The sequence below is a fragment of the Pseudomonas sp. JAI120 genome, assembly GCF_014207255.1.
Classification (GTDB): Bacteria; Pseudomonadota; Gammaproteobacteria; order Pseudomonadales; family Pseudomonadaceae; genus Aquipseudomonas.
On sequence record NZ_JACHCZ010000001.1, the window covers coordinates 2,271,906 to 2,297,017 of the forward strand.

Consider the following 25,112-nt stretch of genomic DNA (forward strand, 5'->3'; position numbering starts at 1 on the left):
ACTGAATGGACCGCGTGCGAAATCTTCTGGAACAGATCCGGAACCGCCTCGAAGAATTGAACAAGGCTGAGAAAAAAGTGGCCGAGGTCATCCTGCTCAACCCGCAGCAGGCGACCCGCTTCTCCATCGCAGCCCTCGCCCAAGCCGCCTCGGTCAGTGAACCGACGGTCAACCGTTTCTGCCGTTCGTTCGGCGTCAGCGGTTACCCTGAACTTAAATTGCAGTTGGCGCAAAGCCTGGCCAGTGGCGCAGCGTACGTCAGCCGCGCCGTGGAGGCCGACGATAACCCCGAGGCCTACACCCAGAAGATCTTTGGCAGCGCCATCGCCTCGCTGGACGCCGCCTGCCAGGCCCTGGACCCGGCCCTGATCAGCAAGGCCGTGGACCTGTTGATCCAGGCGCGGCAGATCCACTTCTTCGGCCTGGGCGCTTCGGCGCCGGTGGCCATGGACGCGCTGCACAAGTTTTTCCGCTTCAACCTGGCGGTCACCGCCCACGCCGACGTGCTGATGCAACGCATGATCGCCTCGGTGGCCCACACGGGCGAGCTGTTCGTGATCATTTCCTACACCGGGCGCACCCGCGAACTGGTGGAAGTGGCGCGTATCGCCCGGGAAAACGGTGCGTCGGTGCTGGGCGTAACCGCCGAGAACTCACCGCTGGCCAAGGCCAGTACCGTCAGCCTGAACATTCCGCTGCCCGAAGACACCGACATCTATATGCCGATGACCTCACGGATCATTCAGTTGACGGTGCTGGATGTGCTGGCGACCGGCATGACCTTGCGCCGTGGCGTGGATTTCCAGCCGCATCTGCGCAAGATCAAAGAGAGTTTGAATGACAGCCGGTATCCGGTGGGGGATGAGTTTAACTAAGCCAGCCTGTGCGTTGGCTTCACTGGCCTCATCTGCGGCAAGCCCCCGATGAGGCCATCAACCACACCGCTAAACCCCAGCCCGCGCCTGCAAACTGAGATGCGCCCTCTCCCCCGGCGCCAGGCTCGCCCCGGCCATCGCCGACTCCACGCACACAAACCCCGACGCCTCGTTGAAGCTCACCCCCAGCAGCGGCCGGCTGCCGGGATGCCATACCACGGTGTCGGCGCTGTCGCCGGTATCGATGCACAATTCACGCTGCCAGGCGTGATCCTTGAGGTGCAGTTCGCCGTCGTGTTGGAACACCCGCTGGCACCCGCCGTCCACGCGCAACTCGCCTTCCTGCTGGCACGCCTGGCGATTGAGCTGGTCGTAACCGTGCGCACCGTCGAGTCCAGACAGCGCTATCTCATCGACGTGACCAATACGCCAGTAAGCGTGCAAAGCATGGCTCAACTGGCACGGCAACTCGTCTTGATGCTCGGTGCTCAGGCGCAACTCCAGGGTGTCGCCCAGGTGCGCGTGCAGGTCGACCTGCCAGTCGCACAGCTGCAATTGCCAGTGCAGGCGCACGCCGTCGTCGTCGGTGCTGCTGTCGAGCAGTTTCCAGTCGATCAACCGCGCCCAACCATGGGACGGCCACGCGTTTTCGCTCGGATGGCGGCCATACCACGGCCAGCACACCGGCACGCCGCCACGGATGGCGCCGACTTGCGGCCACTTGGCCGCGCACCACAGCCAGGGTTTCTGGCCACGGGGCTGAAAGTGCAAGAGTTGCGCACCCTGGCGACTGAACACCGCCTGGCACAGCGGGTGGTCGATCACCAGCACGTCGCGCATCTGAAAGCGCTCCCAGGCGAACACTGGACGCTCGCGCAGGGATTTGAAAAAGCGTTGCAGCGGTTGCTCATGCATGTGCCACGGTCCTGAATGTCTTCACAATGCGGCCCAAAAAAAAGCGGATAGCCATGGCTACCCGCAAATGCGCACAGAGAGAAGGAGCTTATCGCAACAGCGTTAGAACGTAGACTGAATTTTCAGGCCCGCCACCAGCGCGTTGTCGACTTTATCCACGCCGCCCGGTTGGACAACGTATTGCAGGTTGGGACGCACGGTCAGCCAGTTGGTGACGTGGAAGCCGTAGTTGATTTCGAAGTTGTACTCGGTTTCGCGAATAGGCGTGTACAGCGGATTGTCGTAATCACTCACGCCATTGGCGGCGTTAAGCAGTTCGGCGTTTTTCTTCACGTCATTGTTGACGTGCAGACGCGCAGCGCCAATACCGACGTCATCTTTTGGACGCGCGTCGAATGGGCCTTTGTACACCAGCATCAACGACTGGTAGTTATCGACCAGGTTGGTTTCCTTGTCGTGGAAGGTCGCGTTGGCTGCGATGTTCAAGCCACGGGAAGCGTCGCCGTTATGGGTGGTAAGTTGCTGTTGGGCAACGAACCAGTAGCCTTTCTTGCTGCTGCGGGTACGGAAGTCTGCGCCAGTAAGGACCGCATTGCCGCCGTTGACGTCTTCACGCACGTCCGGTGCATCAGCCGCGCTCTTGTAGTAACCCACACGGTATTCGCCCGGCAGGTTATTCACCTTCGGCGACCAGACCAACTCCACCGGAATCACGGTGCCCTTGGTGCCGCTGCCGCTGAGCTTGAAGCCGTTGCCGTGCTCCAGCTGCGAAGGGTTCTGGTTGTACGCACCGATTTGCGCATACAGCTCAGGCGTGATGTTGTACTTCACGCGGATAGCGGCCTGGCTGACCGGCCAGTTGTACCAGGTGTTTACATAGTTACCGACCTGGGAGCCACAGAACGACAGGTTCTGGAAGTCGCACGGGAAGGTGTTGAAGTCTTCGCCTTCACCGAAGTAGCCGAGCTTCACGTCCAGCTTGTTGTCGAACATCTGGTGCTGGATCCAGAACTGGGTCAGACGCACCATGTGGCCACGACCGTAGACTTCCATGGACGAACTCAGCGTGCCGGCACGCGGGTCGCCAATGCGGTCGTTGGAGATGTTCTGGCCATTACGGTTAGTCAGTTGGATCTTGGCCTGGGTGTTATCCCAGCCCCACAGCTTTTGCAGGTCCAGCGCTACGCCCAACCCGAACTGGTCGGAGTAACGGCCGGTTCTGTCATCGTTATAGCCGCCCCGCAGGTTGGCGCCCATTTCCCCTACGTAGTCAGCCTTAATGTCGATACCTTGCTCGATCAGCTTGGTACGCTCACCGCCCCAATCGCCGGTCATCCACTTGGAGTCGGCACTGAATGCATCGGCCGCCATCGCATTGGCGGACAGTACAAGGGCTGCTGCTGCTGACAGTTGGCAGATCAGCCGGGTGTTGTTGTGTTGCTTTTTCATCCCTACATCCTCGTCTTTATTGTTATTAAACTGTTTTTATCTAACGCGGGTTACTTTTTTCATCTAAAACAACAACTTATCTACTTCAGCGACCTTTGAATTGGGCCACGTTGTCCGCATGCCCCTGTGCGGGCAATGAAGAAGCAGTGCCGAGGCGCTCGCCCGTGTTGGCGTCGAACAGCAATACCTTGGATGGATCGAATTGCAGTGTCAGGGTCTCGCCCACCTGCGGCGCCACATCAGGCGCCAAACGGCAGCAGACCTTGGTGTCATTGAGCTGCACAAACACCAGTGTGTCCGGACCGGTCGGCTCGGTGACCTGGACCTCGGCACGAATGCTCGATGAACCATTACCCTCACCCGCCGCCAACACGATCTGCTCCGGGCGCAGGCCCAGAATCACATCACGGTCTTCCAGACCGGCGTCGTTCATACCCAGCGGCAATTCGCAACGCGCCTGGCCGCTGTCGAGCAGCGCCACCAGCCTCCCGTCCTTGCGTTTTAGGCGCATAGGAACGAAGTTCATCGGTGGTGAACCGATAAAGCTTGCCACAAATAGGTTAGCAGGGTCGTTGTAAATTTCTTTCGGCGTGCCGAATTGTTGGATGATGCCGTCCTTCATCACCGCCACTTTATCGCCCAGGGTCATCGCTTCGATCTGGTCGTGGGTCACGTAGACGGTGGTAGTTTTCAGACGTTGGTGCATCAGCTTCATTTCGGTACGCATCTCGACGCGCAGCTTGGCGTCGAGGTTCGACAGCGGTTCGTCGAACAGGTAGATCTTCGGCCGACGCGCCAGGGCCCGGCCCATGGCCACGCGCTGTTGCTGGCCGCCGGAAAGCTGGCCGGGCTTGCGGTTAAGCAGGTGTTCGATCTGCAGCAACTTGGCCACGCGCGCCACTTCGGCGTCGATGTCAGCCTGGGGCATCTTGCGGATCTTGAGGCCGAATTCGATGTTCTGGCGCACGCTCATGGTCGGGTACAGTGCGTAGGACTGGAACACCATGGCGATGTCACGGTCCTTGGGGCTCATGCCGCTGACGTCCTGGTCGCCGATCATGATCGCGCCGCCGGTGATGGTCTCAAGGCCGGCGATGCAGTTCATCAACGTGGACTTACCGCAACCCGAAGGGCCGACCAGGATCAGGAACTCCCCTTCCTTGATCGACAGTTCGATGTTCTTCAAGGTGTCGGGCAGGCCGGCGCCATAGGTCTTGTTTACATTGCGAAGTTCAAGCGTAGCCATGATTACCCCTTGACCGCGCCGGCCGTCAGGCCGCGCACGAAATACTTGCCTGCGATCACATAGACCAGCAGGGTCGGCAGCCCGGCGATCATCGCCGCCGCCATATCTACGTTATATTCCTTGGCCCCGGTGCTGGTGTTGACCAGGTTGTTCAGCGCCACCGTGATGGGCTGGGAGTCGCCACTGGAGAACACCACACCGAACAGGAAGTCGTTCCAGATCTGGGTGAACTGCCAGATCAGGCAGACCATGATGATCGGCGTGGACATCGGCAAAATGATCTGACGGAAGATGGTGAAGAAACCGGCACCGTCCAGGCGTGCCGCCTTGATCAGCGCATCCGGAATGCTCACGTAGTAATTGCGGAAGAACAGCGTGGTGAACGCCAAGCCGTACACCACGTGCACAAACACCAGGCCAGTGGTGGTGCTGGCCAGGCCCATCTTGCCAAGGGTGAACGACGCGGGCAGCAGCACGGTCTGGAACGGCAGGAAGCAGCCGAACAACAGCAAACCGAAGAACAGCTGCGAACCACGGAAGCGCCAGAACGACAGCACATAACCGTTCAACGCGCCGATGGCGGTGGAAATCAGCACGGCCGGCACGGTGATCTTGATCGAGTTCCAGAAGTAGCCATCCACAGTGGCCCAGGCCTTGACCCAGCCGATGCCGCTGACCACGGTCGGCCAGCTCAGCAGGTTGCCGGTGCTGATGTCTTCCGGGGTCTTGAAGCTGGTGAGCAACATCACCACCAGCGGTACCAGGTACAGCAACACAGCGAGGATCAACACCGCGTAGATCGCGATGCGGCTCAGGCTGATGGCAGGTTTGGCAGCGAGACTAGTCATTACGCTTGGTCCTCAGCTCGGAGTAGAGGTACGGCACGATGATCGCGAGGATCGCACCGAGCATCAGGATTGCACTGGCCGAGCCCATGCCCATCTGGCCACGGCTGAAGGTGAACGAGTACATGAACATGGCGGGCAGGTCGGACGAGTAGCCCGGGCCACCGGCCGTCATGGCCGCCACCAGGTCGAAGCTCTTGATGGCAATGTGCGCCAGGATCATCACCGCACTGAAGAACACCGGACGCAGGCTGGGCAGCACCACGCTCCAGTAGATGCGCGGCAGGCTCGCGCCGTCGATCTGGGCGGCACGGATGATCGATTGATCAACGCCACGCAAACCGGCAAGGAACATCGCCATGATGAAACCGGAGGCTTGCCACACGGCAGCGATCACCAGGCAGTAGACCACACGGTCCGGGTCGATCAGCCAGTCGAGACGGAAGCCTTCCCAGCCCCAGTCACGCAGGAGTTTGTCCAGGCCCATGCCCGGGTTGAGCAGCCATTTCCACGCGGTACCGGTGACGATCATCGAGAGCGCCATCGGGTACAGGTAAATGGTGCGGATAAAACCTTCGCGGCGGATTTTCTGGTCGAGGAAAATCGCCAGCGTCACGCCGATCACCAAGGTGATGCCGATAAACATCCCGCCGAAAAGCGCCAGGTTCTTGCTCGCCACCCACCAGCGGTCGTTGTCGAACAGCCGCTGGTACTGCGCAAGACCCGCCCATTTGTAGCTCGGCAGGAACGTAGACGTGGTGAACGAGAGCACAAACGTCCACAGGATGTAGCCGTAGAAGCCCACCAACACGATGAACATGCTGGGCGCCAGCACCAGTTTGGGTAGCCAGCGCTGCAGTGCATCGAACGGCGAGGCTTTGCTGAACACAGCAACAGAACTCATGGGGAAATCCAATACAGGGAAAAAGGACTACAGGAACAAGCCTTGTGAGGGGTTAGGGGTCCCCCTCACAAGGTCAGCTGTTACTTGGCTGACTTGATCGCAGCGCCGAGTTTCTTGGCGGTGTCGGCCGGGTCGGCTTTCGGGTCGTTTATGAAATTGGTCACGACATCAAAGAACGCACCTTGCACAGCCAGGGTGGTGGCCATGTTGTGCGCCATGCTTGGCTGCAGGCCGCCGGACTTGGCGTCTGCCAGGAAGTCCTTGGCAGCGGTCTGGGCGCAGGAGTCGAAGCCGAGCTTGTCCATTTCATTGAGCATGTCGGTACGAACCGGGATCGACCCCTTGTTGATGCTGAACACCTTCTGGAAGTTTTCACCCAGCACGACTTTGGCGATGTCCTGCTGGCCAGCGGCAGTGCCTTTGTCTTTCTGCTTGAACACCGCCAGGGAGTCGATGTTGTAGGTGAAGGCTTTGTCGGTGCCTGGGAAGGCTACGCACTCATAGTCTTTGCCGGCGACTTTCTTGGCGGCGGTCCATTCGGACTTGGCCCAGTCACCCATGATCTGCATGCCGGCCTTGCCGTTGATGACCTTGCCCGCTTCGAGGTTCCAGTCCTGGCCTTTGCCGTCGACGTCCATATAGGTCGCGACTTTCTTAAGCTCGGTCAGGGACTTGACCATTTCCGGGCCGGTCAGCGCAGCGTTATCCAGGTCGACCAGGGCTTTCTTGTAGCCATCGGCGCCCATTACCGACAGGACCACCGCTTCGAAGACGGTGCTGTCCTGCCAAGGCTGGCCACCGTGGGCGAGCGGAATGAAGCCCGCGGCCTTGAGCTTGTCGCCGGCTGCGTAGAATTCTTCGAGGGTGGTAGGGTTCTTGGTGATACCGGCTTTCTTGAAGACTTCCGGGTTGATCCACAGCCAGTTCACGCGGTGGATGTTGACCGGTACGGCAACGTAGTCACCGTCGTACTTCACGGTGTCGGAGACTTTCTTGTCGAGCAGGGAATCCCATTTTTCGTCTTTGGCGACGGACTTCAGGACGTCGGTGTCGAGCAGGCCGGTGGACGCCCATTCCTGGATGTCGGGGCCTTTGATCTGGGCAACGCCTGGTGGGTTGCCGGCGACCGCGCGGCTTTTCAGCACGGTCATGGCAGTGGCGCCACCGCCACCTGCGACGGCACCGTCTTTCCAGGTGAAGCCGTCTTTCTCTACTTGGGCCTTCAGGACATCTACAGCCGCTTTTTCGCCACCCGAGGTCCACCAATGCACAACTTCAACCGTCCCTTTGGAGTCGGCGGCAAAGGCACTGAGGGGAAACAACGAGGCAACGGAAATAGCTACGGCGAGGCGATTAATCGCGTTCATCTGAATACCTTTTCTTGTTGTTATGCATGCAAGTCTAGAGCTTGCGCTGCACGGAGTTTAAACATGGTTTTTTCGAGCGCAGGTAACAAAGGGATGCACAAATGTCACCAACTGGTGACATAACACCCAGCGCCTAAAGCGCTGGCCATGCTCGGTGCCAGGGGCAGTGCAGGCAGCACGACCGCTTGCCAGGCATGGTACAGGTCCGGTTTGCCACCCCAGATAGTGCTGCTGGGCTGGTTGTGGGGGTTGAGTTCGTGGTGCCAGCTGCCGTGGATACGGTCGATGAAATGGGTGTCGCAAAACTCCCAGAAGCGCCGGTACCAGGTTTCGTAATGCAGCTCCCCCGTGCGTTTGAGCAAGGCCTGGGCAGCGGCGCTGGCTTCAGCGTGAGTCCAGTGCAGACGCTCGCGCACGACCGGGCGGTGGTTCCAGTCCAGGGTGTAGACGATGCCGGGGGCGCCATCCACGGCCCAGGCATATTCGCAGGCGCTGGCGAACAGGCCCTTGGCGGCGCTCAGCAGCCAGTCCGGCGTGGCCAGCCCGGCCTGCAGGCGCGCGGCTTCCAGGTGCAGCACCAGCCGCGCCCACTCAAAACCGTGGCCGGGGGTGATGCCGTAGGGGCGGAAGCCATCGGCGGGGTTGTCTTCGTTGTAATCGAGCAGGGGTTTCCACTGAGCGTCGAAATGCTCGATCACCATGAACTGATTGGCAGCGGCGTGGGTATGAATCACTCGCTCGACGATACGCAGGGCGCGGTCCAGCCAACGCGTGTCAGCGGTGACATCGGCCAGGGCCAGGAAGGCTTCCGTGGCGTGCATGTTGCTGTTGGCGCCGCGATAGGCTTCGACGCCGCTCCAGTCCCGGGCGAAGGACTCGAGCATCACGCCCTCCTTCTCACTCCAGAAGAACTGGTCGATGATAGAGATGGCGTCGCTCAGCAGGTTTTGCGCACCGGGCGCGCCCGCCACCGTGGCCGAGCTGGCGGCCAGGGCGACAAAGGCATGCAGGTAGGCAGCTTTGCCGGTATTGCCGTCCAGGGCCTGGGGCGTGGCGAACCAGCCACCGTGTTCGCTATCACGCAAAGGTCCGCCCAGGGCCGCAATACCGTGCGCCACCAGCTCGGCATAACCCGGCAAACCCATGGCATGGGCCATGGCGAAGCTGTGGGTCATGCGCGCGGTATTCATGGTTTCGGCATGGGCATCGGCCGGCAACTGGCCTTTGTCGTCGAGGTTGCCAAAACCCTCAGGCAGACGGGAGGCCTTGGCGAATGCCAGCAGGCGCTGGCCTTCGGCGGCGAGCCAAGCGTGATGGGCAGGTGCATTCAGCCAACTGCTGGCAGGCAGTGGTTGCGTGGTCATGGGTGGCCCTTATTATTTTTTGTGGGATGACCGGAGTCTAAACAAGGGCGAGGTGGGGGCAAGTAACGAAGGGGATGGGAAATGTCACCAGACGGTGACATTCAAGCCGCTTAGGCGGCCTGTGGCGAGCGGGCTTGCCACAGGCCCGAATATTACTGGCCGAGCGGCGTGACAGCCGCTGACGCGTTGAGGCGCTGATTCAGGTTCTGCACCTGGCTCTGCAAGGTGGTGATATTGCGCGTGGTCTGGATGCGGAACACGTCGAACTCTTTATTGGTCGGCGCATCGCTGTTAGCCGGTTGGCTGTCCTGCGCACTTTTGAGTACCACCAGGTCCTGCTCAAGACGGGCGATGGCTGCGCTTGGGTTACCTTGTTTTTTCAAGGCAGCCACATCAGCGACCAATTCCTTTATCTCGGTATCGCGCTTGCCGGCATCGCCCTGCGCTGCCTTCAGGGTGGCCACAGCATCGGTCAAGGCCTGCACCTGGCCTTGCAGCTTGGCATTGGCGCTCGACAACTCAGTGGTGCTGGCAGTCATTTGCGCCAGGCGCGTGTCCAGCTCGGTGGCCTGGCCGGCAACGCCGAGCTGCTGCTTGCCCTGCTCCAGCAACTGGTTTTCCAGCTGTTTGATCTGCAGTTTCAATGCTTCGCTGCCGTTGTTCACGTTGGCTTCACTGGCTACGACCTTGCCGGAAATGTCCTGCAGACGCCCTGCCGCTTCTTCGCTGATGCGCGCAAAGCTCTCCTGGGTGGCAACCAACTGCTGGCCCATCAGAGATATCTGCTGGAAACTCCACCAGGCCAGGCCGGCGAACGCGATCAGCAGCGCACCGATCAGTGCCCACAGCGGGCCGGTGCTGGCCCCCTTGACCTTGACCACGGGCGTGTTGCGCGAACGCACCGAGGTGGCCGGGGAAGGTTCGAAATCATCGTCATCCCCAAGATCGGCCCGCAGGCTGGGAATGTTGTCGAAATCGTCTTTAGCATCGTTGCGCATGAATCAACCCTGAATCGGTGAGTTAGCTGGCTGGAAAGCCGAGCGACGGGAGTATAAACCCCAACCCCATCGCGTTGATCGACCCGGAACCTGGAATTCGGTTCCCTATGTGTTGCCTGTTGTGACCTTATTTGAACCCGGGATCCTGGGCCTTCCACCAACCGCAGAACTCGTCGAGAGCGGTCCACAGGCTGACCTTGGGCTCGTAATCCAGATAATGCCTGGCCCGGCTGATGTCGAGGGTGAAATCTTTGTTCATTACCTGCATGCCCAGGCGCGATAACGCCGGCTCCGGACGACCGGGCCACATCGCGCAAAAGGCTTCGTTAAGCGCCGCGACGCTGTAGGACAAGCCGTAGGAGCGATAACGGGTCACCTGGGGCAACTCCATTTGGCGCATCACGTAATTCACCACATCCCACACCGGCACCGGCGTGCCATTGCTGATGTTGTAGGCCTTGCCCAGCGCCGAACCGGTGGCCAGCAAACTGCTGAGCAGCGCTTCGTTGAGGTTGTGCACACTGGTGAAGTCGACTTTGTTGAGACCGTCGCCGACGATGGCCAGGCGGTTCTTGCGCTGCATTTTCAACAGGCGCGGGAAAATACTCATGTCACCGGCACCGGTAACGAAACGCGGACGCAGGGCCAGCACCTCGAGACCGAACTCCTGGGCGCCGAACACTTTCTGCTCGGCCAGGTACTTCGTGGCGGCATAAGGGTGCTTGAAGCGCTTGGGGACTTGCTCTTCGGTCAACCCGAGATGATCGCGCCCGTCGAAGTAGATCGACGGCGACGACAGGTGCACCAGACGGCCCACGCGCTGCTTGAGGCAGGCTTCCACGACGTTTTCAGTCACCAGCACATTGCCTTGATGGAAGTCCTGATACCTCCCCCACAAGCCCACGGCGCCTGCACAATGCACCACGGCTTCGACATCGCGGCACAGATCGCGCACCAGGTCGGCGTCACTCAAGTCACCCTGGATAAACTCGGCACCACGCCGAACCAGGTGCTCCACACCCTCGGCGCGCCGCCCGTTGACCCGCACGTCCAGGCCCTGCTCCAGGGCGAAACGCGCAAAGCGCCCGCCGATGAAGCCGCTTGCGCCGGTGACCAGAATCTTCATGTATTACCCCGTGTCCTTTCATTTTTCATCGCTGTTGCCTTGACGACCGTCATCAGTCCAACGGCACCAACCATTGTCCACAGGCTTGGGCCAGATGGTCGGTCAACAAACCCAACAGCTGCCCGCCGCTGCGCCAATGATGCCAGTACAAAGGCACATCAATGGGCTTATCTGGCAATAACTCGATCAGTACGCCCTTTTCCAGCTGGTCGCGCACCTGTAACTCAGGCACCAGCCCCCAGCCGAGCCCCGCTTCCGCCAGGCGTATAAAGCCTTCGGACGATGGGCATAAATGGTGTTCGAAACCACCGTCCACGCCCAGAGACGCCAGGTAGCGGTGCTGCAGGAAATCATCAGGGCCAAACACCAGCGCCGGTGTGCGGGCCAGTTGGTCGGCGCGGACGCCCTCCGGGAAATGCCGTGCAACAAACGCCGGACTGGCCAGCGCCCGATATCGCATGGCGCCGAGCAACAGGCTGCGGGCACCGGCCACCGGGCGTTCACTGGCGCAAATGCAGGCCGCCACCTCGCCGGCACGCATGCGCTTGAGCCCCACCGTTTGGTCTTCTACGACCAGATCCAGCAGCAAATGCTGCTCGGCACAAAAGTCACTGACCGCCTCGGCCCACCAGGTGGCAAGGCTGTCGGCATTCAGGGCGATGCGCAGGCGCTCAGGCATGCCTTCTTCGTCCAGCGCCGGCACCTGGCTTTGCAGGTCGCGCTCCAGCAGCCGCACCTGCTGCACATGGTTAAGCAAACGCCGACCAATATCGGTGGGCGCCGGCGGCGTAACCCGCACCAGCACCGGCTGGCCGACGCGTGCTTCCAATAACTTGATGCGCTGGGAAATCGCCGATTGCGACAGCCCCAATACCTGGGCACCGCGCTCGAAGCCGGCCTGTTCCACCACCGCCGCCAGGGCGGAAAGCAATTTATAGTCGAACATCAGTTTCTCTAATGAGCGATCAGTAATATTGGTTTTTCTTATACAGCCTGCGCCATGAGAATAGCCAGCATCGCTTCTCTCTTTATAAGGACTCTTCATCATGGCTGGCGAAACCGCCCTGGCAACCCTACTGCGCAGCATGAGCCCGCAGCTCAATGACGGTGACTACGTGTTCTGCACCCTGCCTGACCATCGCATCCCGGCCGGTTGCGAGGCCATCGGCAGCTTTCGCGAGCAGGAAGGGTTGACCCTGATCCTGGAACGACGGCAGGCGGAACAGGCCGGCCTGGCGTTCGACTACATCGCCGCGTGGATCACCCTGAATGTGCATTCAGCGCTGCAAGCCGTGGGCCTGACGGCCGCCTTTGCCAGTGCGCTCGGCAAGGCCGGGATCAGTTGCAACGTAATCGCCGGTTACTACCACGACCACCTGTTCGTCGGCCGCGCGGATGCCGAGCGGGCCATGGACGTATTGCGCCAACTGGCAGCGACTTCGGAGTAATGGTATGTGGCAAAGCTATCTGAACGGATTATTGGTGGCCCTGGGGCTGATCATGGCCATCGGCACGCAAAACGCATTTGTATTGGCGCAAAGCCTGCGCCGTGAACATCACCTGCCGGTGGCGGCATTGTGCGTGGTGTGCGACGCCTTGCTCGTGGCCGCCGGGGTATTCGGCCTGGCGACGGTGCTGGCACAAAGCCCGCTCTTATTGGCGATTGCCCGCTGGGGCGGCGCCGCGTTCCTGCTGTGGTACGGCACCCTGGCGCTGCGCCGGGCGTTTTCGACACAGGGCCTGGCGCAAGGGGGCAACCTCAAGGTCCGTTCATTGCGTGCCGTGTTGCTCAGTGCCTTGGCGGTCACGTTGCTCAATCCTCATGTGTACCTGGACACGGTGCTGCTGATCGGCTCACTGGGCGCACAACAGACCGAACCCGGCGCCTACGTGGCCGGGGCCGCGAGTGCATCGTTGCTGTGGTTCGCCACCCTGGCGCTCGGCGCGGCCTGGCTGGCGCCGTGGCTGGCACGCCCGGCGACATGGCGCCTGCTGGACTTGCTGGTGGCGGGGATGATGTTCAGCGTGGCCTACCAATTAATAAGCGCACAGTGAACTTATTCCAAAAGGCTCTGGAACCTCTATCCCACACAGTTGTTGCGTGGTTTTGCCGCACCCCCGGTGCTATGATCCGGACCCTGCGCCGCAAAGAGTACAAACTCCCCGGCGCTTGTTTGGCCGCCCGTGATCGGCCTTGCGCTCACCGCAACTGACCTGATTAGGAGAATCATCATGGCTTTCGAATTGCCGCCGCTGCCCTACGCACACGATGCCCTGCAGCCGCACATCTCCAAGGAAACCTTGGAATACCACCACGACAAGCACCACAACACCTATGTCGTGAACCTGAACAACCTGGTGCCAGGCACCGAGTTCGAAGGCAAGACCCTGGAAGAGATCGTCAAGTCTTCTTCGGGCGGCATCTTCAACAACGCCGCTCAGGTCTGGAACCACACCTTCTACTGGAACTGCCTGGCACCAAACGCCGGCGGCCAACCTACCGGCGCGCTGGCTGAAGCCATCAACGCTGCGTTCGGTTCGTTCGACAAGTTCAAGGAAGAATTCACCAAGACGTCCGTCGGCACCTTCGGTTCCGGCTGGGGCTGGCTGGTGAAAAAGGCTGACGGTTCCCTGGCCCTGGCCAGCACCATCGGCGCCGGCAACCCGCTGACCAGCGGCGACACCCCGCTGCTGACCTGCGACGTGTGGGAACACGCCTACTACATCGACTACCGCAACGTGCGTCCAAAGTATGTGGAAGCGTTCTGGAACCTGGTCAACTGGAAGTTCGTGGCTGAGCAGTTCGAAGGCAAGACCTTCACTGCCTAAGCAACCCTTGCAGTAAAGAGAGCCCGGCGAATGTGCCGGGCTTTTTTATGGGCGCGATGCAACCACAAGGGCAGGCAAAGACCCACGGAACTCAACGACAAGAAATGACCACCCAGGCGGCAGGAGGAATGTCCCTCTTAATTGATGTAGGAGAGCGTAATTATGGCAATCGCAGGCGCAGGCGCAGCAGCAGTGGCGGTCCCAATAATCTCAACCGTCGCCCCGATGGCGATAGACCTCGGGATTAAAACCTTAGGAATGGCAATCAACACAGGCTCGTCGCTGGCTAAATCCATGACAGACGCGCAGAAAGATAATCCAAACCAGGTACCAGCCGGGTAAAAGCCGCAGCTTTCGCTTCTCAGGGCTTCCAGGGAAGCGAAAAGCGCAGCCTCTCCCCGTCCATCGCTCGCCTGATTGAACCACCTCTCCATTTCACCCCGCGCCCGCCAACACCACCCGCCTCAGGCTCACCCAGCGCCACAAAGTACCGTAAGCCGCAATGTCCCTTTGACTGCAATCACGGGATTGCCAATACTCATGGCATATTGAAGGCCACCCGCATGAGACAAGGAATGCCCCTTTGAAGCTGGAACTCAAGAACAGCTTGTCGGTGAAGTTGCTACGGGTTGTGCTGCTGTCGGCGTTGATCGTGGGCGTGACGCTGAGCGTGGCGCAGATCGTTTTCGATGCCTACAAGACGCGCCAGGCCGTGGCCGGTGATGCCCAGCGCATCCTCGACATGTTTCGCGACCCCTCGACCCAGGCCGTCTATAGCCTGGACCGCGAGATGGGCATGCAGGTGATCGAAGGGCTGTTCCAGGACGAGGCGGTGCGCATGGCCTCCATCGGCCATCCCAACGAAACCATGCTGGCGGAAAAAAGCCGCGCCTTGCAGCACTCCCCCAGCCGTTGGCTCACCGACCTGATTCTTGGCCAGGAACGCACCTTCACCACTTCATTGGTCGGCAAAGGCCCCTACAGCGAGTATTACGGCGACCTGAGCATTACCCTCGACACCGCCACTTACGGCCAGGGCTTTCTCGTCAGTTCGGTGATCATCTTCATTTCCGGCGTGTTACGCGCCTTGGCCATGGGCCTGGTGTTGTACCTGGTTTACCACTGGCTGCTGACCAAACCGCTGTCGCGGATTATCGAGCACCTGACATCGATCAACCCGGACCGTCCCAGCCAGCACAAGATCCCGCAACTCAAGGGGCACGAGCGCAACGAGTTGGGGTTGTGGATCAACACCGCCAACCAGTTGCTCGAATCCATCGAGCGTAACACCCACCTGCGCCATGAGGCGGAATCCAGCCTGCTGCGCATGGCCCAGTACGATTTTCTCACCGGCCTGCCGAACCGCCAGAAACTGCAGGAGCAACTGGACAAGATCCTCATCGACGCCGGCCGCCGCCAGCGCCGCGTCGCCGTGTTATGCGTGGGGCTGGATGACTTCAAGAGCGTCAACGAGCAGTTCACCTACCAGGCCGGCGACAAATTGCTGCTGGCCCTGGCCGATCGCTTGCGCGCCCACAGCGGTCGCCTCGGCGCCCTCGCCCGCCTGGGGGGCGACCAGTTCGCGCTGGTACAGGCCGATATCGACCAGCCCTACGAAGCGGCCGAACTGGCGCAAAGCATCCTCGACGACCTGGAGGCGGAGTTCGCCCTCGACCACGAGGAAATTCGCCTGCGCGCCACCATCGGCATCACCTTGTTTCCCGAAGATGGCGACAGCACCGAGAAGCTGCTGCAAAAAGCCGAACAGACCATGACCCTGGCCAAGAGCCGCTCACGCAACCGCTATCAGTTCTATATCGCCAGTGTCGACAGCGAAATGCGCCGCCGCCGCGAACTGGAAAAAGACCTGCGCGATGCCCTGGGTCGCGACCAGTTTCACCTGGTCTACCAGCCGCAGATCAGCTATCGCGACCAGCGAGTGGTAGGCGTGGAAGCCCTGATCCGCTGGCAGCACCCGGAACACGGCCTGGTGCCGCCGGACCTGTTCATCCCGCTGGCAGAACAGAACGGCACCATTATTCCGATTGGCGAATGGGTGCTGGACCAGGCCTGTCGACAATTGCGCGAATGGCATGACCTGGGTTTCACCGAACTGCGCATGGCAGTCAATCTGTCCACCGTGCAACTGCACCACACCGAGTTGCCACGGGTGGTCAACAACCTGATGCAGATCTACCGCCTGCCGCCGCGCAGCCTGGAACTGGAAGTCACCGAGACCGGCCTGATGGAAGACATCAGCACCGCCGCCCAGCACCTGTTGAGCCTGCGCCGCTCCGGGGCATTGATCGCCATTGATGACTTCGGCACCGGCTATTCCTCCTTGAGCTATTTGAAAAGCCTGCCGCTGGACAAGATCAAGATCGACAAAAGCTTCGTCCAGGACCTGCTGGACGACGATGACGACGCCACCATCGTTCGCGCGATTATCCAACTGGGCAAAAGCCTGGGCATGCAGGTCATCGCCGAAGGCGTGGAGACCGCGGAGCAGGAGGCTTACATCATCTCCGAAGGCTGCCATGAAGGTCAGGGCTACTACTACAGCAAACCCCTGCCGGCCCGGGAGTTGGCGGCTTTTTTGAAGCAGGCCGAGCGCAATAGCGCGGCCATTCTCTGATCGGGTAAAACGATACTGAATATTTCCTGCGTATAACCCTTTACACAAAATGCAAATCTTTCGCATTATGTCGCAGTTTTGCGCGACCCCCGCGCGCCCATCAACAACCGAAGCAGGATGTTCGCCATGATTCGTATGCCCCTGGCCACCGCCAGTCTGCTGGCCATTGCCATTTCTCTCGCCGGTTGCGGCGAAGGTAAAGACAAGCCCGCAGCCAACCAGGCGCCGACCCCGGCTGCCAGCACTACCGCTCCAGCGGCTGCCACCCCTGCCGGCCAGGTCGACGAAGCGGCCGCCAAGGCCGTGGTTGCGCATTACGCCGACATGGTCTTCGCGGTGTACAGCGATGCTGAATCCACCGCAAAAACCCTGCAAACCGCGATCGATGCCTTCCTCGCCAAGCCCAACGACGAAACCCTGAAAGCCGCCCGCGCCGCCTGGGTTGCCGCTCGCGTTCCATACCTGCAGAGCGAAGTGTTCCGCTTCGGCAACACCATCATCGATGACTGGGAAGGTCAGGTTAACGCCTGGCCGCTGGACGAAGGCCTGATCGACTACGTCGACAAATCCTACGAGCACGCCCTGGGTAACCCTGGCGCTAACGCCAACATCATCGCCAACACCGAAGTTCAGGTCGGCGAAGACAAGGTCGACGTGAAGGACATCACCCCGGAAAAACTCGCCAGCCTCAATGAGCTGGGCGGTTCCGAAGCCAACGTCGCCACCGGCTACCACGCCATCGAATTCCTGCTCTGGGGCCAGGACCTGAACGGCACCGGCCCAGGCGCCGGCAACCGCCCTGCGTCGGACTACCTGACCGGCGACGGCGCAACCGGCGGCCACAACGAGCGCCGCCGCGCCTACCTGACCGCCGTGACCCAACTGCTGGTCAGCGACCTGCAGGAAATGGTCGGCAACTGGAAACCCAACGTCGAAGACAACTACCGCGCCACCCTGGAGGCAGAACCTGCCACCGAAGGCCTGCGCAAAATGTTGTTCGGCATGGGCAGCCTGTCCCTGGGCGAGCTGGCCGGTGAGCGCATGAAGGTTTCCCTGGAAGCCAACTCGCCGGAAGACGAACAGGACTGCTTCAGTGACAATACCCACTACTCGCACTTCTACGACGCCAAGGGCATCCGCAACGTCTACCTGGGCGAGTACACCCGCGTCGACGGCACCAAAATGACCGGCGCCAGCCTGTCGTCCCTGGTGGCCAAGGCCGACCCTGCTGCCGATACCGCGCTGAAAGCAGACCTGGCGGCGACCGAAGCGAAGATCCAGGTCATGGTTGATCACGCCAACAAGGGTGAGCACTACGACCAGTTGATCGCGGCCGGTAACGACGCGGGCAACCAGATCGTACGTGACGCCATCGCCGCCCTGGTCAAGCAGACCGGTTCGATCGAGGCCGCTGCTGGCAAGCTGGGCATCAGCGACCTGAACCCGGATAACGCTGATCACGAGTTCTGATCAGTGCCGTGTTGAATGAGGCGACCTTCGGGTCGCCTTTTTTTTACCCCCCGGAACCCATGTGGGAGGGGGCTTGCTCCCGATAGCGGTCTGTCAGAGAAGAAAGTATCTGCTGCCCCCCCGCCATCGGGAGCAAGCCCCCTCCCACATTTGATTGGCGTCGCTTTCAAGGCCCGGTTTACATGCCCTGCACCCCAGGTAGAATGGCGTCTCTGCCCTCTTTCGAGCTCACTTCATGGCGTTGCCGACCCTCCGCATCATCGGTTTCATCATCGGCATCTTCCTGATCACTCTCGCGATCGCCATGGTCGTGCCCATGGCCACCCTGGTGTTTTTCGAACGCACCAGCGACCTGCCGTCGTTCCTCTGGGCCAGCCTGATCACCTTTGTCGCCGGGCTCGCCCTGGTGATTCCCGGTCGGCCCGAACACGTGCACCTGCGTCCGCGAGACATGTACCTGCTCACGGTCAGCAGTTGGGTGGTGGTGTGCGTGTTCGCCGCGCTGCCGTTCTTGCTGACCCAGCACATCAGCTACACCGACTCGTTTTTCGAAAGCATGTCCGGCATCACCGCCACCGGCTCCACGGTGCTGAGCGGCCTGGACACCCTGTCACCCGGCATTCTGATGTGGCGCTCGCTGCTGCACTGGCTCGGCGGCATCGGCTTTATCGGCATGGCGGTGGCGATCCTGCCGCTGCTGCGCATCGGTGGCATGCGCCTGTTCCAGACCGAATCCTCGGACCGCTCGGAGAAGGTCATGCCCCGCTCGCACATGGTGGCGCGACTGATCGTGGCGGCCTACGTCGGCATCACCATCCTCGGCAGCCTGGCATTCTGGTGGGCCGGCATGGGCCTGTTCGATGCGATCAACCACGCAATGTCGGCGATTTCCACCGGCGGCTTCTCCACCTCCGACGAATCCCTGGCGCACTGGAAACAACCGGCGGTGCACTGGGTGGCGGTGGTGGTGATGATCCTCGGCAGCTTGCCGTTTACCCTTTACGTGGCCACCTTGCGGGGCAATCGCAAGGCATTGATCAAGGATCAGCAAGTACAGGGCTTACTCGGTTTGTTGATCGTGACGTGGCTGGTGCTCGGCACCTGGTACTGGTGGACCACCAATCTGCACTGGCTGGATGCCTTGCGCCATGTGGCGTTAAACGTCACGTCGATAGTGACCACCACTGGTTTTGCACTGGGGGACTACAGCCTGTGGGGCAATTTCTCACTGATGCTGTTCTTCTACCTGGGCTTCATCGGTGGCTGTTCCGGCTCCACGGCGGGTGGGATCAAGATCTTCCGCTTCCAGGTCGCCTATATCCTGCTCAAGGCCAACTTGAACCAGCTGATTCACCCGCGCGCGGTGATCAAGCAGAAGTACAACGGGCACCGCCTCGACGAAGAGATTGTGCGTTCGATCCTGACCTTTTCGTTTTTCTTCGCCATCACCATCTGCGCCATCGCCCTGGCGTTGTCGCTGCTGGGCCTGGACTGGATGACCGCACTCACCGGCGCCGCCAGCACCGTGTCCGGCGTCGGCCCCGGCCTGGGGGAAACCATTGGCCCGGCCGGCAACTTCGCCAGCCTGCCGGATGCGGCCAAGTGGATCCTGTCCCTGGGCATGCTGCTGGGCCGGCTGGAAATCATCACAGTCTTTGTTCTGTGCATTCCTGCGTTCTGGCGTCACTGACCGTCGACGCATCCTGCAGTCGCGCCCGGTATTCGCCGGGTGTGGCATCGAACCAGCGGCGAAACGCGCGAAAGAAGTTGCTCGGGTCGGCAAAGCCCAGCAGGTAGGCAATCTCCAACAAGGTCATGCTCGGCTGCGCCAGGTACTGCTCGGCCAGTTCGCGGCGGGTGTCGTCGAGCAGGGTCTGGAAACTCGTGCCCTCTTCCTGCAGGCGCCGCTGCAAGGTGCGCTGGGACAGGTGCAGGGTCTGGGCCACCACTTCGCGCTTGGGTTCGCCCTGAGGCAACAGCCGGCACAGCACCTGCCGGGCCTTGTGGGTCACACGACTTTCCGAGAAACGCGCCAGGTACTCACCAGCAAATCGATCGTGCAACAGCGCCATGGCCTCGTTGGCCGTGGGCAGCGGCGCGTCCATGTCGGCGCGCTCAAAGATCAGCGCGTCATACGGCGCATCGAACTCCAGCGGGGCATGGAACGCTTGTCTATAGGGGGCCAGGTCCTCGGGTTGATCGCCCTGCAGCAATACTTTGCGTGGTTGCAGGGTCCGGCCGGTGAGCCAGCCGCACAGCGCCAATGCACAGGCCAGGGAGGCTTCGGCGCTTTGTCGGGTCGGCGGAAGATGATCGCCATGCACCGTCAGAATCAGCGCATAGCCTTCAGGCAATAGTCGGAAACTCAAGTCGGCGCTTTCGGCGATGATCCGCTGGTAACGCACCAGCCGCATAAAGCCTTCGGCCAGGGTGTTGCTGGACATCAAGGCGTAACCGGCCACATGAAACGACGCCGGGCGCACCACCTTGCCCATGTTCAGGCCAATCGCCGGGTTGCCCGACAGCTCTACCGCGCGCTGCCACAGGCGGGTCATGGAGTCTTGCGGGAACCGCGCATCGGGGTCACTCAGCGCGGCGTAGTCCAGGCCCAGCTGCTTGAACAAGGCGCGGCAATCCAGGCCGTCCATTTCCAATGCCTTGACTATCCCCATCGCCCAGCTTGCAGAAGTTGTTCGTTCGCTCATGGCGTCTTCTTGAATAAAGCAGGCTCAAAACGTCAGCCAGGAAAGCCAAGGATACTAAAGTGGCATCTATTGTCACTGGCTGTTACCACTGATCACTCTAGACTCAAATAAGCTCCCCGCCGAACATCTGTTGGGCAGCACAACAATCAAAGGGCCGGCCACAGTGGAAAACCTCAAGCGATTCAATAGCTTTGCCGAGTTTTACCCTTATTACCTGACTGAGCACGGCAACAGCACCTGCCGGCGCCTGCACTTTATCGGCACTACCCTGGTGATCGGCATCCTGGCCTACGCCATCGGCAGAGGTTCACTGGGCCTGTTGTTGGCCGTGCCGATTGCCGGTTACAGCTTCGCCTGGATCGGGCACTTCTTCTTCGAAAAGAACCGTCCGGCGACGTTTCAGCACCCGTTCTACAGCCTGCTGGGGGATTTTGTGATGTACCGCGACATGATCCTGGGCAAGGTGCCGTTCTGAACGGTGTGACCTCTTGTCACTTGCATAAAAACGATAAAAGGTTCGTTCACCCGGCGATATAAAAGTCTTTTTGTCATTTACAGTGCTGTATCCTGCCAAGGCTTTTTGAGAGCGCGGAATCACCTGCGATTGAAAAAACAGACTTTGCGAGGAGCGACGACGATGCACGAGATACCTAATCTCCCCTTCCCAAGCCTGCACGAAACTGAGCAGCCAACACCGCAGCAGGCCAGCGCGAAGCAGCCTGAGGCCAAAGAAGCAAAACCAGTCGACAGCAAGAGCCAGGACTGACGCCGTACCAGACCGTGTGGAAAGCGTACCTTTGAACGCTTTCCACACTGCCTGAATCACCCCGAGGTCCCCGCCATGACAGACACCCTCCCGGACACCGCCGTACTCGACACCGCCCTGCAGATGGTCGAAGTGTGGAACCGCCTCAGCGCGGACAAACAAGCCTTGCTGCTCAAGCGCTTCGGCACCCAGGAAAACGCCCTGGCCGCCCTGGTCACCACCCAATTACTCGCCGCCCCTTCAAGCCTGACGTCTTTTTGATCTGACGTTTTTGCGTTTTACCGCCCTGCGCACGTCTAAGCCCCGGTATCATTAGCAGCCTATCTTTACCTGCTGCGACAGTGGACCTCTCCCATGCCCGATACCCAGCGCCCCCTGGCGGTAACGCTGCAAGTTGTTTCCATCGTGTTGTTCACCTTTATCGGCTACCTGAATATCGGCATTCCCCTGGCCGTATTGCCGGGCTATGTCCACAGCGAACTGGGCTACGGCGCGGTGATCGCCGGGCTGGTGATCAGCGTGCAGTACCTGGCCACGCTGTTGAGCCGTCCGTATGCCGGCAAAATCATCGATAACCTGGGCAGCAAGCGTGCGGTGCTGATCGGCCTGGTGGGCTGCGGCGTGAGCGGCGTGTTCATGTTGCTTGCGGCGTGGTTTTCAAGCTTGCCGGCCGTCAGCCTGGTCAGCCTGCTCATCGGTCGATTGGTACTGGGCAGCGCAGAAAGCCTGGTGGGCTCAGGTGCCATCGGCTGGGGCATTGGCCGGGTGGGCGCGGCCAATACCGCCAAGGTCATTTCGTGGAACGGCATCGCCAGTTACGGCGCGCTGGCGGTCGGTGCGCCGCTGGGCGTGCTGCTGGTGAAGAATTTCGGACTGTGGAGCATGGGTGTCAGCATTATCCTGCTGGCAGTAGTAGGCGTGTTGCTGGCCTGGAACAAAGTGGCCGCCCCCATCGTCGCCGGCGTGCGCCTGCCGTTCATGAATGTGCTGGGCCGGGTGTTGCCCCACGGCTGCGCGCTGGCCCTGGGCTCCATCGGCTTTGGCACCATCGCCACCTTTATCACCCTGTATTACACCACTCAGCATTGGGATAACGCGGTGTGGGCATTGAGCCTGTTCGGTGCCAGCTTTATCGGTGCGCGCCTGCTGTTCGGCAACTTGATCAACCGCATCGGCGGCTTTCGCGTGGCGATCGCGTGCCTGTCGGTGGAGATCCTCGGCCTGCTGTTGCTGTGGTTGGCGCCAGACGCCAACCTGGCCCTGGCCGGCGCGGCGTTGAGTGGCTTCGGCTTTTCCCTGGTGTTTCCGGCGCTGGGGGTGGAGGCGGTCAATCTGGTGCCGACGTCCAGCCGAGGTTCGGCGGTGGGGGCTTACTCGTTGTTTATCGACTTGTCACTGGGCATTACCGGGCCGCTGGCGGGGGCCGTGGCGGCAGGCTTCGGCTTTGCCTCGATCTTCCTGTTCGCCGCCCTCGCCGCCCTTGGCGGTTTGCTGCTGAGTGTGTACCTGTACCGGCAAGCACCCCTGGCCCGTGCAGCGCGCGACGCCTAAAAGTCGACTTTGCCGCGCCCGGCCTTGATGCTGCCGCGCTTGGTCTTGGATTCCAGGCGACGTTTTTTCGAGCCCAGGGTGGGTTTGGTCGGGCGGCGTTTCTTCTCGACCTTGGTGGCACTGAGGATCAGCTCCACCAGCCGCTCCAGCGCATCAGCACGGTTCTGTTCCTGGGTCCGGTACTGCTGGGCCTTGAGCACCAGCACGCCTTCGCTGGTGATACGACTGTCACGCAGTGCCAGCAGTCGCTCCTTGTAGAACGCCGGCAGCGACGACGCCGGAATATCAAACCGCAGGTGCACCGCGCTCGACACCTTGTTGACGTTCTGCCCGCCGGCGCCCTGGGCGCGGATGGCGGTCAACTCGATTTCGGCGTCGGGCAGGTGCACGTTATTGGAAATTACCAGCATCAATCAAAAACCTCAGGCAACGGATAAGCCCGACCGGGACAACAACATCGACGCCTGGGCCTTGGCAATCACGGTGCCTTTGAACCCGCACTCGCTGCGCTCAACGCGGCGTCAGCACTGCGCTTGTTCTTGATCCCGTAACACACCGCCATAAACGCCACCCACACCGGGATCGCGTACACCGACACCTGGATCCCCGGAATCATCAGCATGATCACCAGGATAAACACCACGAACGCCAGGCACACATAGTTGCCGTACGGGTACCACAACGCCTTGAACAAAGGCACCTGGCCGGTGCGGTTCATGTGCTGGCGGAACTTGAAGTGGGAGAAGCTGATCATCGCCCAGTTGATCACCAGCGTGGCCACTACCAGGGACATCAGCAGTTCCAGGGCGTGTTGCGGGATGAAGTAGTTCATCAACACCGCCACCAGCGTAACCGCCGCCGAAGCGAGGATCGAACGCACTGGCACGCCGCGCTTGTCGATCTTGGCCAGCGCCTTGGGCGCATCACCCTGCTCGGCCATACCCAGCAGCATGCGGCTGTTGCAGTAGGTGCCGCTGTTGTACACCGACAACGCCGCCGTCAACACCACGAAGTTGAGGATATGCGCAGCGGTGTTGCTGCCCAGCATGGAGAACACCTGCACGAACGGGCTGCCACTGTAGGCATCGCCGGAGGCGTTGAGGGTGGCAAGCAAGCTGTCCCATGGCGTCAGCGACAACAGCACGACCAGGGCGCCGATGTAGAAGATCAGGATGCGGTAGATCACCTGATTGATCGCCTTGGGGATCACGGTGCGTGGCTGGTCGGCTTCGGCGGCGGTAAAGCCGAGCATTTCCAGGCCGCCAAAGGAGAACATGATGATCGCCATGGCCATCACCAAGCCGCCCACGCCATGGGGAAAGAACCCGCCGTGTTCCCACAGGTTGCTCACCGAGGCTTGTGGGCCGCCGCTGCCGCTGACCAGCAGGTAACTGCCCAGGGCGATCATGCCGACGATGGCCACTACCTTGATGATGGCGAACCAGAACTCGGCTTCACCAAAGACTTTGACGTTGGCCAGGTTGATCAGGTTGATCAACACGAAGAACGCCGCCGCCGAGACCCAGGTCGGGATCTCCGGCCACCAGTAGTGTACGTATTTGCCAACGGCCGTCAGCTCGGACATGCCCACCAGGATGTACAGGATCCAGCAGTTCCAGCCCGACAGGAAGCCGGCGAAACCGCCCCAGTACTTGTGGGCAAAGTGGCTGAAGGAACCGGCGACCGGCTCTTCGACGATCATTTCGCCGAGCTGGCGCATGATCATGAAGGCAATGAAGCCGCAGATGGCATAACCCAGGATCATCGACGGGCCGGCGGATTTGAGCACGCCGGCAGAGCCCAGGAACAGGCCGGTGCCGATGGCGCCACCGAGGGCGATCAACTGGATATGCCGATTTTTCAGGCCGCGTTTCAGCTCGCCTGAAGAGGAATGGGGTTCACTCATGAAAAGGGTCTCACGCAAGGTTTGATGATGTTGAATGCAGGTTGCTGCCTTGAATTACCGACTCAAGCAGCGCCGCTCAAACCCCAGCGCAGGCACCAGGAGTACAGCGTCTTTCTAACGGTCATGCGTCACCTGTTTGTTTTTATCTGTGACGAAATCGA

At 60.7% G+C, this 25,112-nt stretch carries 23 protein-coding genes; 10 read left to right on the plus strand and 13 right to left on the minus strand.

The annotated features are described in order from the left end of the window. Positions 1–14: 14 nt before the first annotated feature. Positions 15–875, plus strand: coding sequence for a MurR/RpiR family transcriptional regulator (locus HDC32_RS10725; RefSeq protein WP_169898656.1), 861 nt, complete (start codon positions 15–17; stop codon positions 873–875). Positions 876–944: 69 nt separating this feature from the next. On the opposite strand, the gene HDC32_RS10730 is transcribed toward HDC32_RS10725, so the two are convergent. The 10 genes from HDC32_RS10730 to HDC32_RS10775 all read right to left on the minus strand — a co-directional run bounded on the left by HDC32_RS10730 (position 945) and on the right by HDC32_RS10775 (position 12,035). After that, positions 945–1,790 carry a D-hexose-6-phosphate mutarotase gene (locus HDC32_RS10730; RefSeq protein ID WP_131697855.1) on the minus strand — a complete coding sequence of 282 codons (846 nt, stop codon included), beginning with the start codon at positions 1,788–1,790 and terminating at the stop codon, positions 945–947. A 102-nt stretch (positions 1,791–1,892) separates the two neighbouring features. Continuing rightward, complete coding sequence (locus HDC32_RS10735; RefSeq protein ID WP_184743893.1) at positions 1,893–3,239, minus strand: carbohydrate porin; 1,347 nt, start codon at positions 3,237–3,239, stop codon at positions 1,893–1,895. 85 nt (positions 3,240–3,324) lie between these two features. Beyond that, positions 3,325–4,485 carry an ABC transporter ATP-binding protein gene (locus HDC32_RS10740; RefSeq protein WP_184743896.1) on the minus strand — a complete coding sequence of 387 codons (1,161 nt, stop codon included), beginning with the start codon at positions 4,483–4,485 and terminating at the stop codon, positions 3,325–3,327. Positions 4,486–4,487: 2 nt separating this feature from the next. Beyond that, positions 4,488–5,333, minus strand: a complete 846-nt coding sequence (locus HDC32_RS10745) for a carbohydrate ABC transporter permease (protein WP_034115702.1) — start codon at positions 5,331–5,333, stop codon at positions 4,488–4,490. Next, a complete protein-coding gene (locus tag HDC32_RS10750; RefSeq protein WP_048726858.1) occupies positions 5,326–6,234 on the minus strand; it encodes a carbohydrate ABC transporter permease in 909 nt (302 codons plus the stop codon). The genes HDC32_RS10745 and HDC32_RS10750 overlap by 8 nt, the downstream gene beginning before the upstream one ends. A gap of 80 nt (positions 6,235–6,314) precedes the next feature. Further along, positions 6,315–7,601 (minus strand): ABC transporter substrate-binding protein, encoded by a 1,287-nt coding sequence (locus tag HDC32_RS10755; protein WP_131697858.1) that lies wholly within the window; start codon positions 7,599–7,601, stop codon positions 6,315–6,317. A gap of 104 nt (positions 7,602–7,705) precedes the next feature. Continuing rightward, positions 7,706–8,965: an AGE family epimerase/isomerase gene (locus HDC32_RS10760; protein WP_184743899.1), complete on the minus strand. Its 1,260-nt coding sequence runs from the start codon at positions 8,963–8,965 to the stop codon at positions 7,706–7,708. Between the two features lie 152 nt (positions 8,966–9,117). Further along, entirely contained in the window at positions 9,118–9,963 is an 846-nt protein-coding gene (locus HDC32_RS10765) for an ATPase (protein WP_131697860.1), read from the minus strand. 127 nt (positions 9,964–10,090) lie between these two features. Beyond that, complete coding sequence (locus HDC32_RS10770) at positions 10,091–11,089, minus strand: NAD(P)-dependent oxidoreductase (RefSeq protein ID WP_145337879.1); 999 nt, start codon at positions 11,087–11,089, stop codon at positions 10,091–10,093. Between the two features lie 52 nt (positions 11,090–11,141). Beyond that, positions 11,142–12,035, minus strand: a complete 894-nt coding sequence (locus HDC32_RS10775; protein WP_184743902.1) for a LysR family transcriptional regulator ArgP — start codon at positions 12,033–12,035, stop codon at positions 11,142–11,144. A gap of 100 nt (positions 12,036–12,135) precedes the next feature. On the opposite strand from HDC32_RS10775, the gene HDC32_RS10780 reads away from it, so the two are divergent. The 6 genes from HDC32_RS10780 to HDC32_RS10805 all read left to right on the plus strand — a co-directional run bounded on the left by HDC32_RS10780 (position 12,136) and on the right by HDC32_RS10805 (position 19,713). Continuing rightward, positions 12,136–12,537 (plus strand): ACT domain-containing protein, encoded by a 402-nt coding sequence (locus HDC32_RS10780; RefSeq protein ID WP_027605586.1) that lies wholly within the window; start codon positions 12,136–12,138, stop codon positions 12,535–12,537. 4 nt (positions 12,538–12,541) lie between these two features. Then, positions 12,542–13,144, plus strand: a complete 603-nt coding sequence (locus tag HDC32_RS10785) for a LysE/ArgO family amino acid transporter (RefSeq protein ID WP_131697863.1) — start codon at positions 12,542–12,544, stop codon at positions 13,142–13,144. 177 nt (positions 13,145–13,321) lie between these two features. Continuing rightward, on the plus strand, positions 13,322–13,918 hold the full coding sequence (locus HDC32_RS10790; protein WP_003212997.1) for a superoxide dismutase: 597 nt from the start codon (positions 13,322–13,324) through the stop codon (positions 13,916–13,918). A 583-nt stretch (positions 13,919–14,501) separates the two neighbouring features. Continuing rightward, the gene (locus tag HDC32_RS10795) at positions 14,502–16,553 is read left to right on the plus strand and encodes a bifunctional diguanylate cyclase/phosphodiesterase (protein ID WP_167655098.1); all 2,052 of its coding nucleotides are present in this window, start codon (positions 14,502–14,504) and stop codon (positions 16,551–16,553) included. 126 nt (positions 16,554–16,679) lie between these two features. Further along, positions 16,680–18,023, plus strand: a complete 1,344-nt coding sequence (locus HDC32_RS10800) for an imelysin family protein (protein WP_131697865.1) — start codon at positions 16,680–16,682, stop codon at positions 18,021–18,023. Positions 18,024–18,258: 235 nt separating this feature from the next. Then, entirely contained in the window at positions 18,259–19,713 is a 1,455-nt protein-coding gene (locus HDC32_RS10805) for a TrkH family potassium uptake protein (RefSeq protein ID WP_131697866.1), read from the plus strand. Here HDC32_RS10805 and HDC32_RS10810 read toward each other — a convergent pair. After that, positions 19,670–20,728: an AraC family transcriptional regulator gene (locus HDC32_RS10810; RefSeq protein WP_131697867.1), complete on the minus strand. Its 1,059-nt coding sequence runs from the start codon at positions 20,726–20,728 to the stop codon at positions 19,670–19,672. The two genes, HDC32_RS10805 and HDC32_RS10810, sit on opposite strands and share 44 nt — an antisense overlap. Before the next feature lie 163 nt (positions 20,729–20,891). Between HDC32_RS10810 and HDC32_RS10815 the strand changes: the two genes are divergently transcribed. The 3 genes from HDC32_RS10815 (at position 20,892) to HDC32_RS10825 (ending at position 23,045) form a co-directional block, all read left to right on the plus strand. Beyond that, entirely contained in the window at positions 20,892–21,203 is a 312-nt protein-coding gene (locus HDC32_RS10815; RefSeq protein WP_027605580.1) for a DUF962 domain-containing protein, read from the plus strand. A gap of 366 nt (positions 21,204–21,569) precedes the next feature. Continuing rightward, positions 21,570–21,755, plus strand: coding sequence for a hypothetical protein (locus HDC32_RS10820; RefSeq protein WP_184743906.1), 186 nt, complete (start codon positions 21,570–21,572; stop codon positions 21,753–21,755). Between the two features lie 93 nt (positions 21,756–21,848). Then, on the plus strand, positions 21,849–23,045 hold the full coding sequence (locus HDC32_RS10825) for an MFS transporter (RefSeq protein ID WP_184743909.1): 1,197 nt from the start codon (positions 21,849–21,851) through the stop codon (positions 23,043–23,045). On the opposite strand, the gene arfB is transcribed toward HDC32_RS10825, so the two are convergent. Together arfB and HDC32_RS10835 are read right to left on the minus strand one after the other, a co-directional pair. Continuing rightward, entirely contained in the window at positions 23,042–23,455 is a 414-nt protein-coding gene (gene arfB, locus HDC32_RS10830) for an alternative ribosome rescue aminoacyl-tRNA hydrolase ArfB (RefSeq protein ID WP_017139168.1), read from the minus strand. The genes HDC32_RS10825 and arfB overlap by 4 nt on opposite strands. A gap of 68 nt (positions 23,456–23,523) precedes the next feature. Next, positions 23,524–24,951 (minus strand): amino acid permease, encoded by a 1,428-nt coding sequence (locus tag HDC32_RS10835; protein WP_145337874.1) that lies wholly within the window; start codon positions 24,949–24,951, stop codon positions 23,524–23,526. Positions 24,952–25,112: the final 161 nt, after the last annotated feature.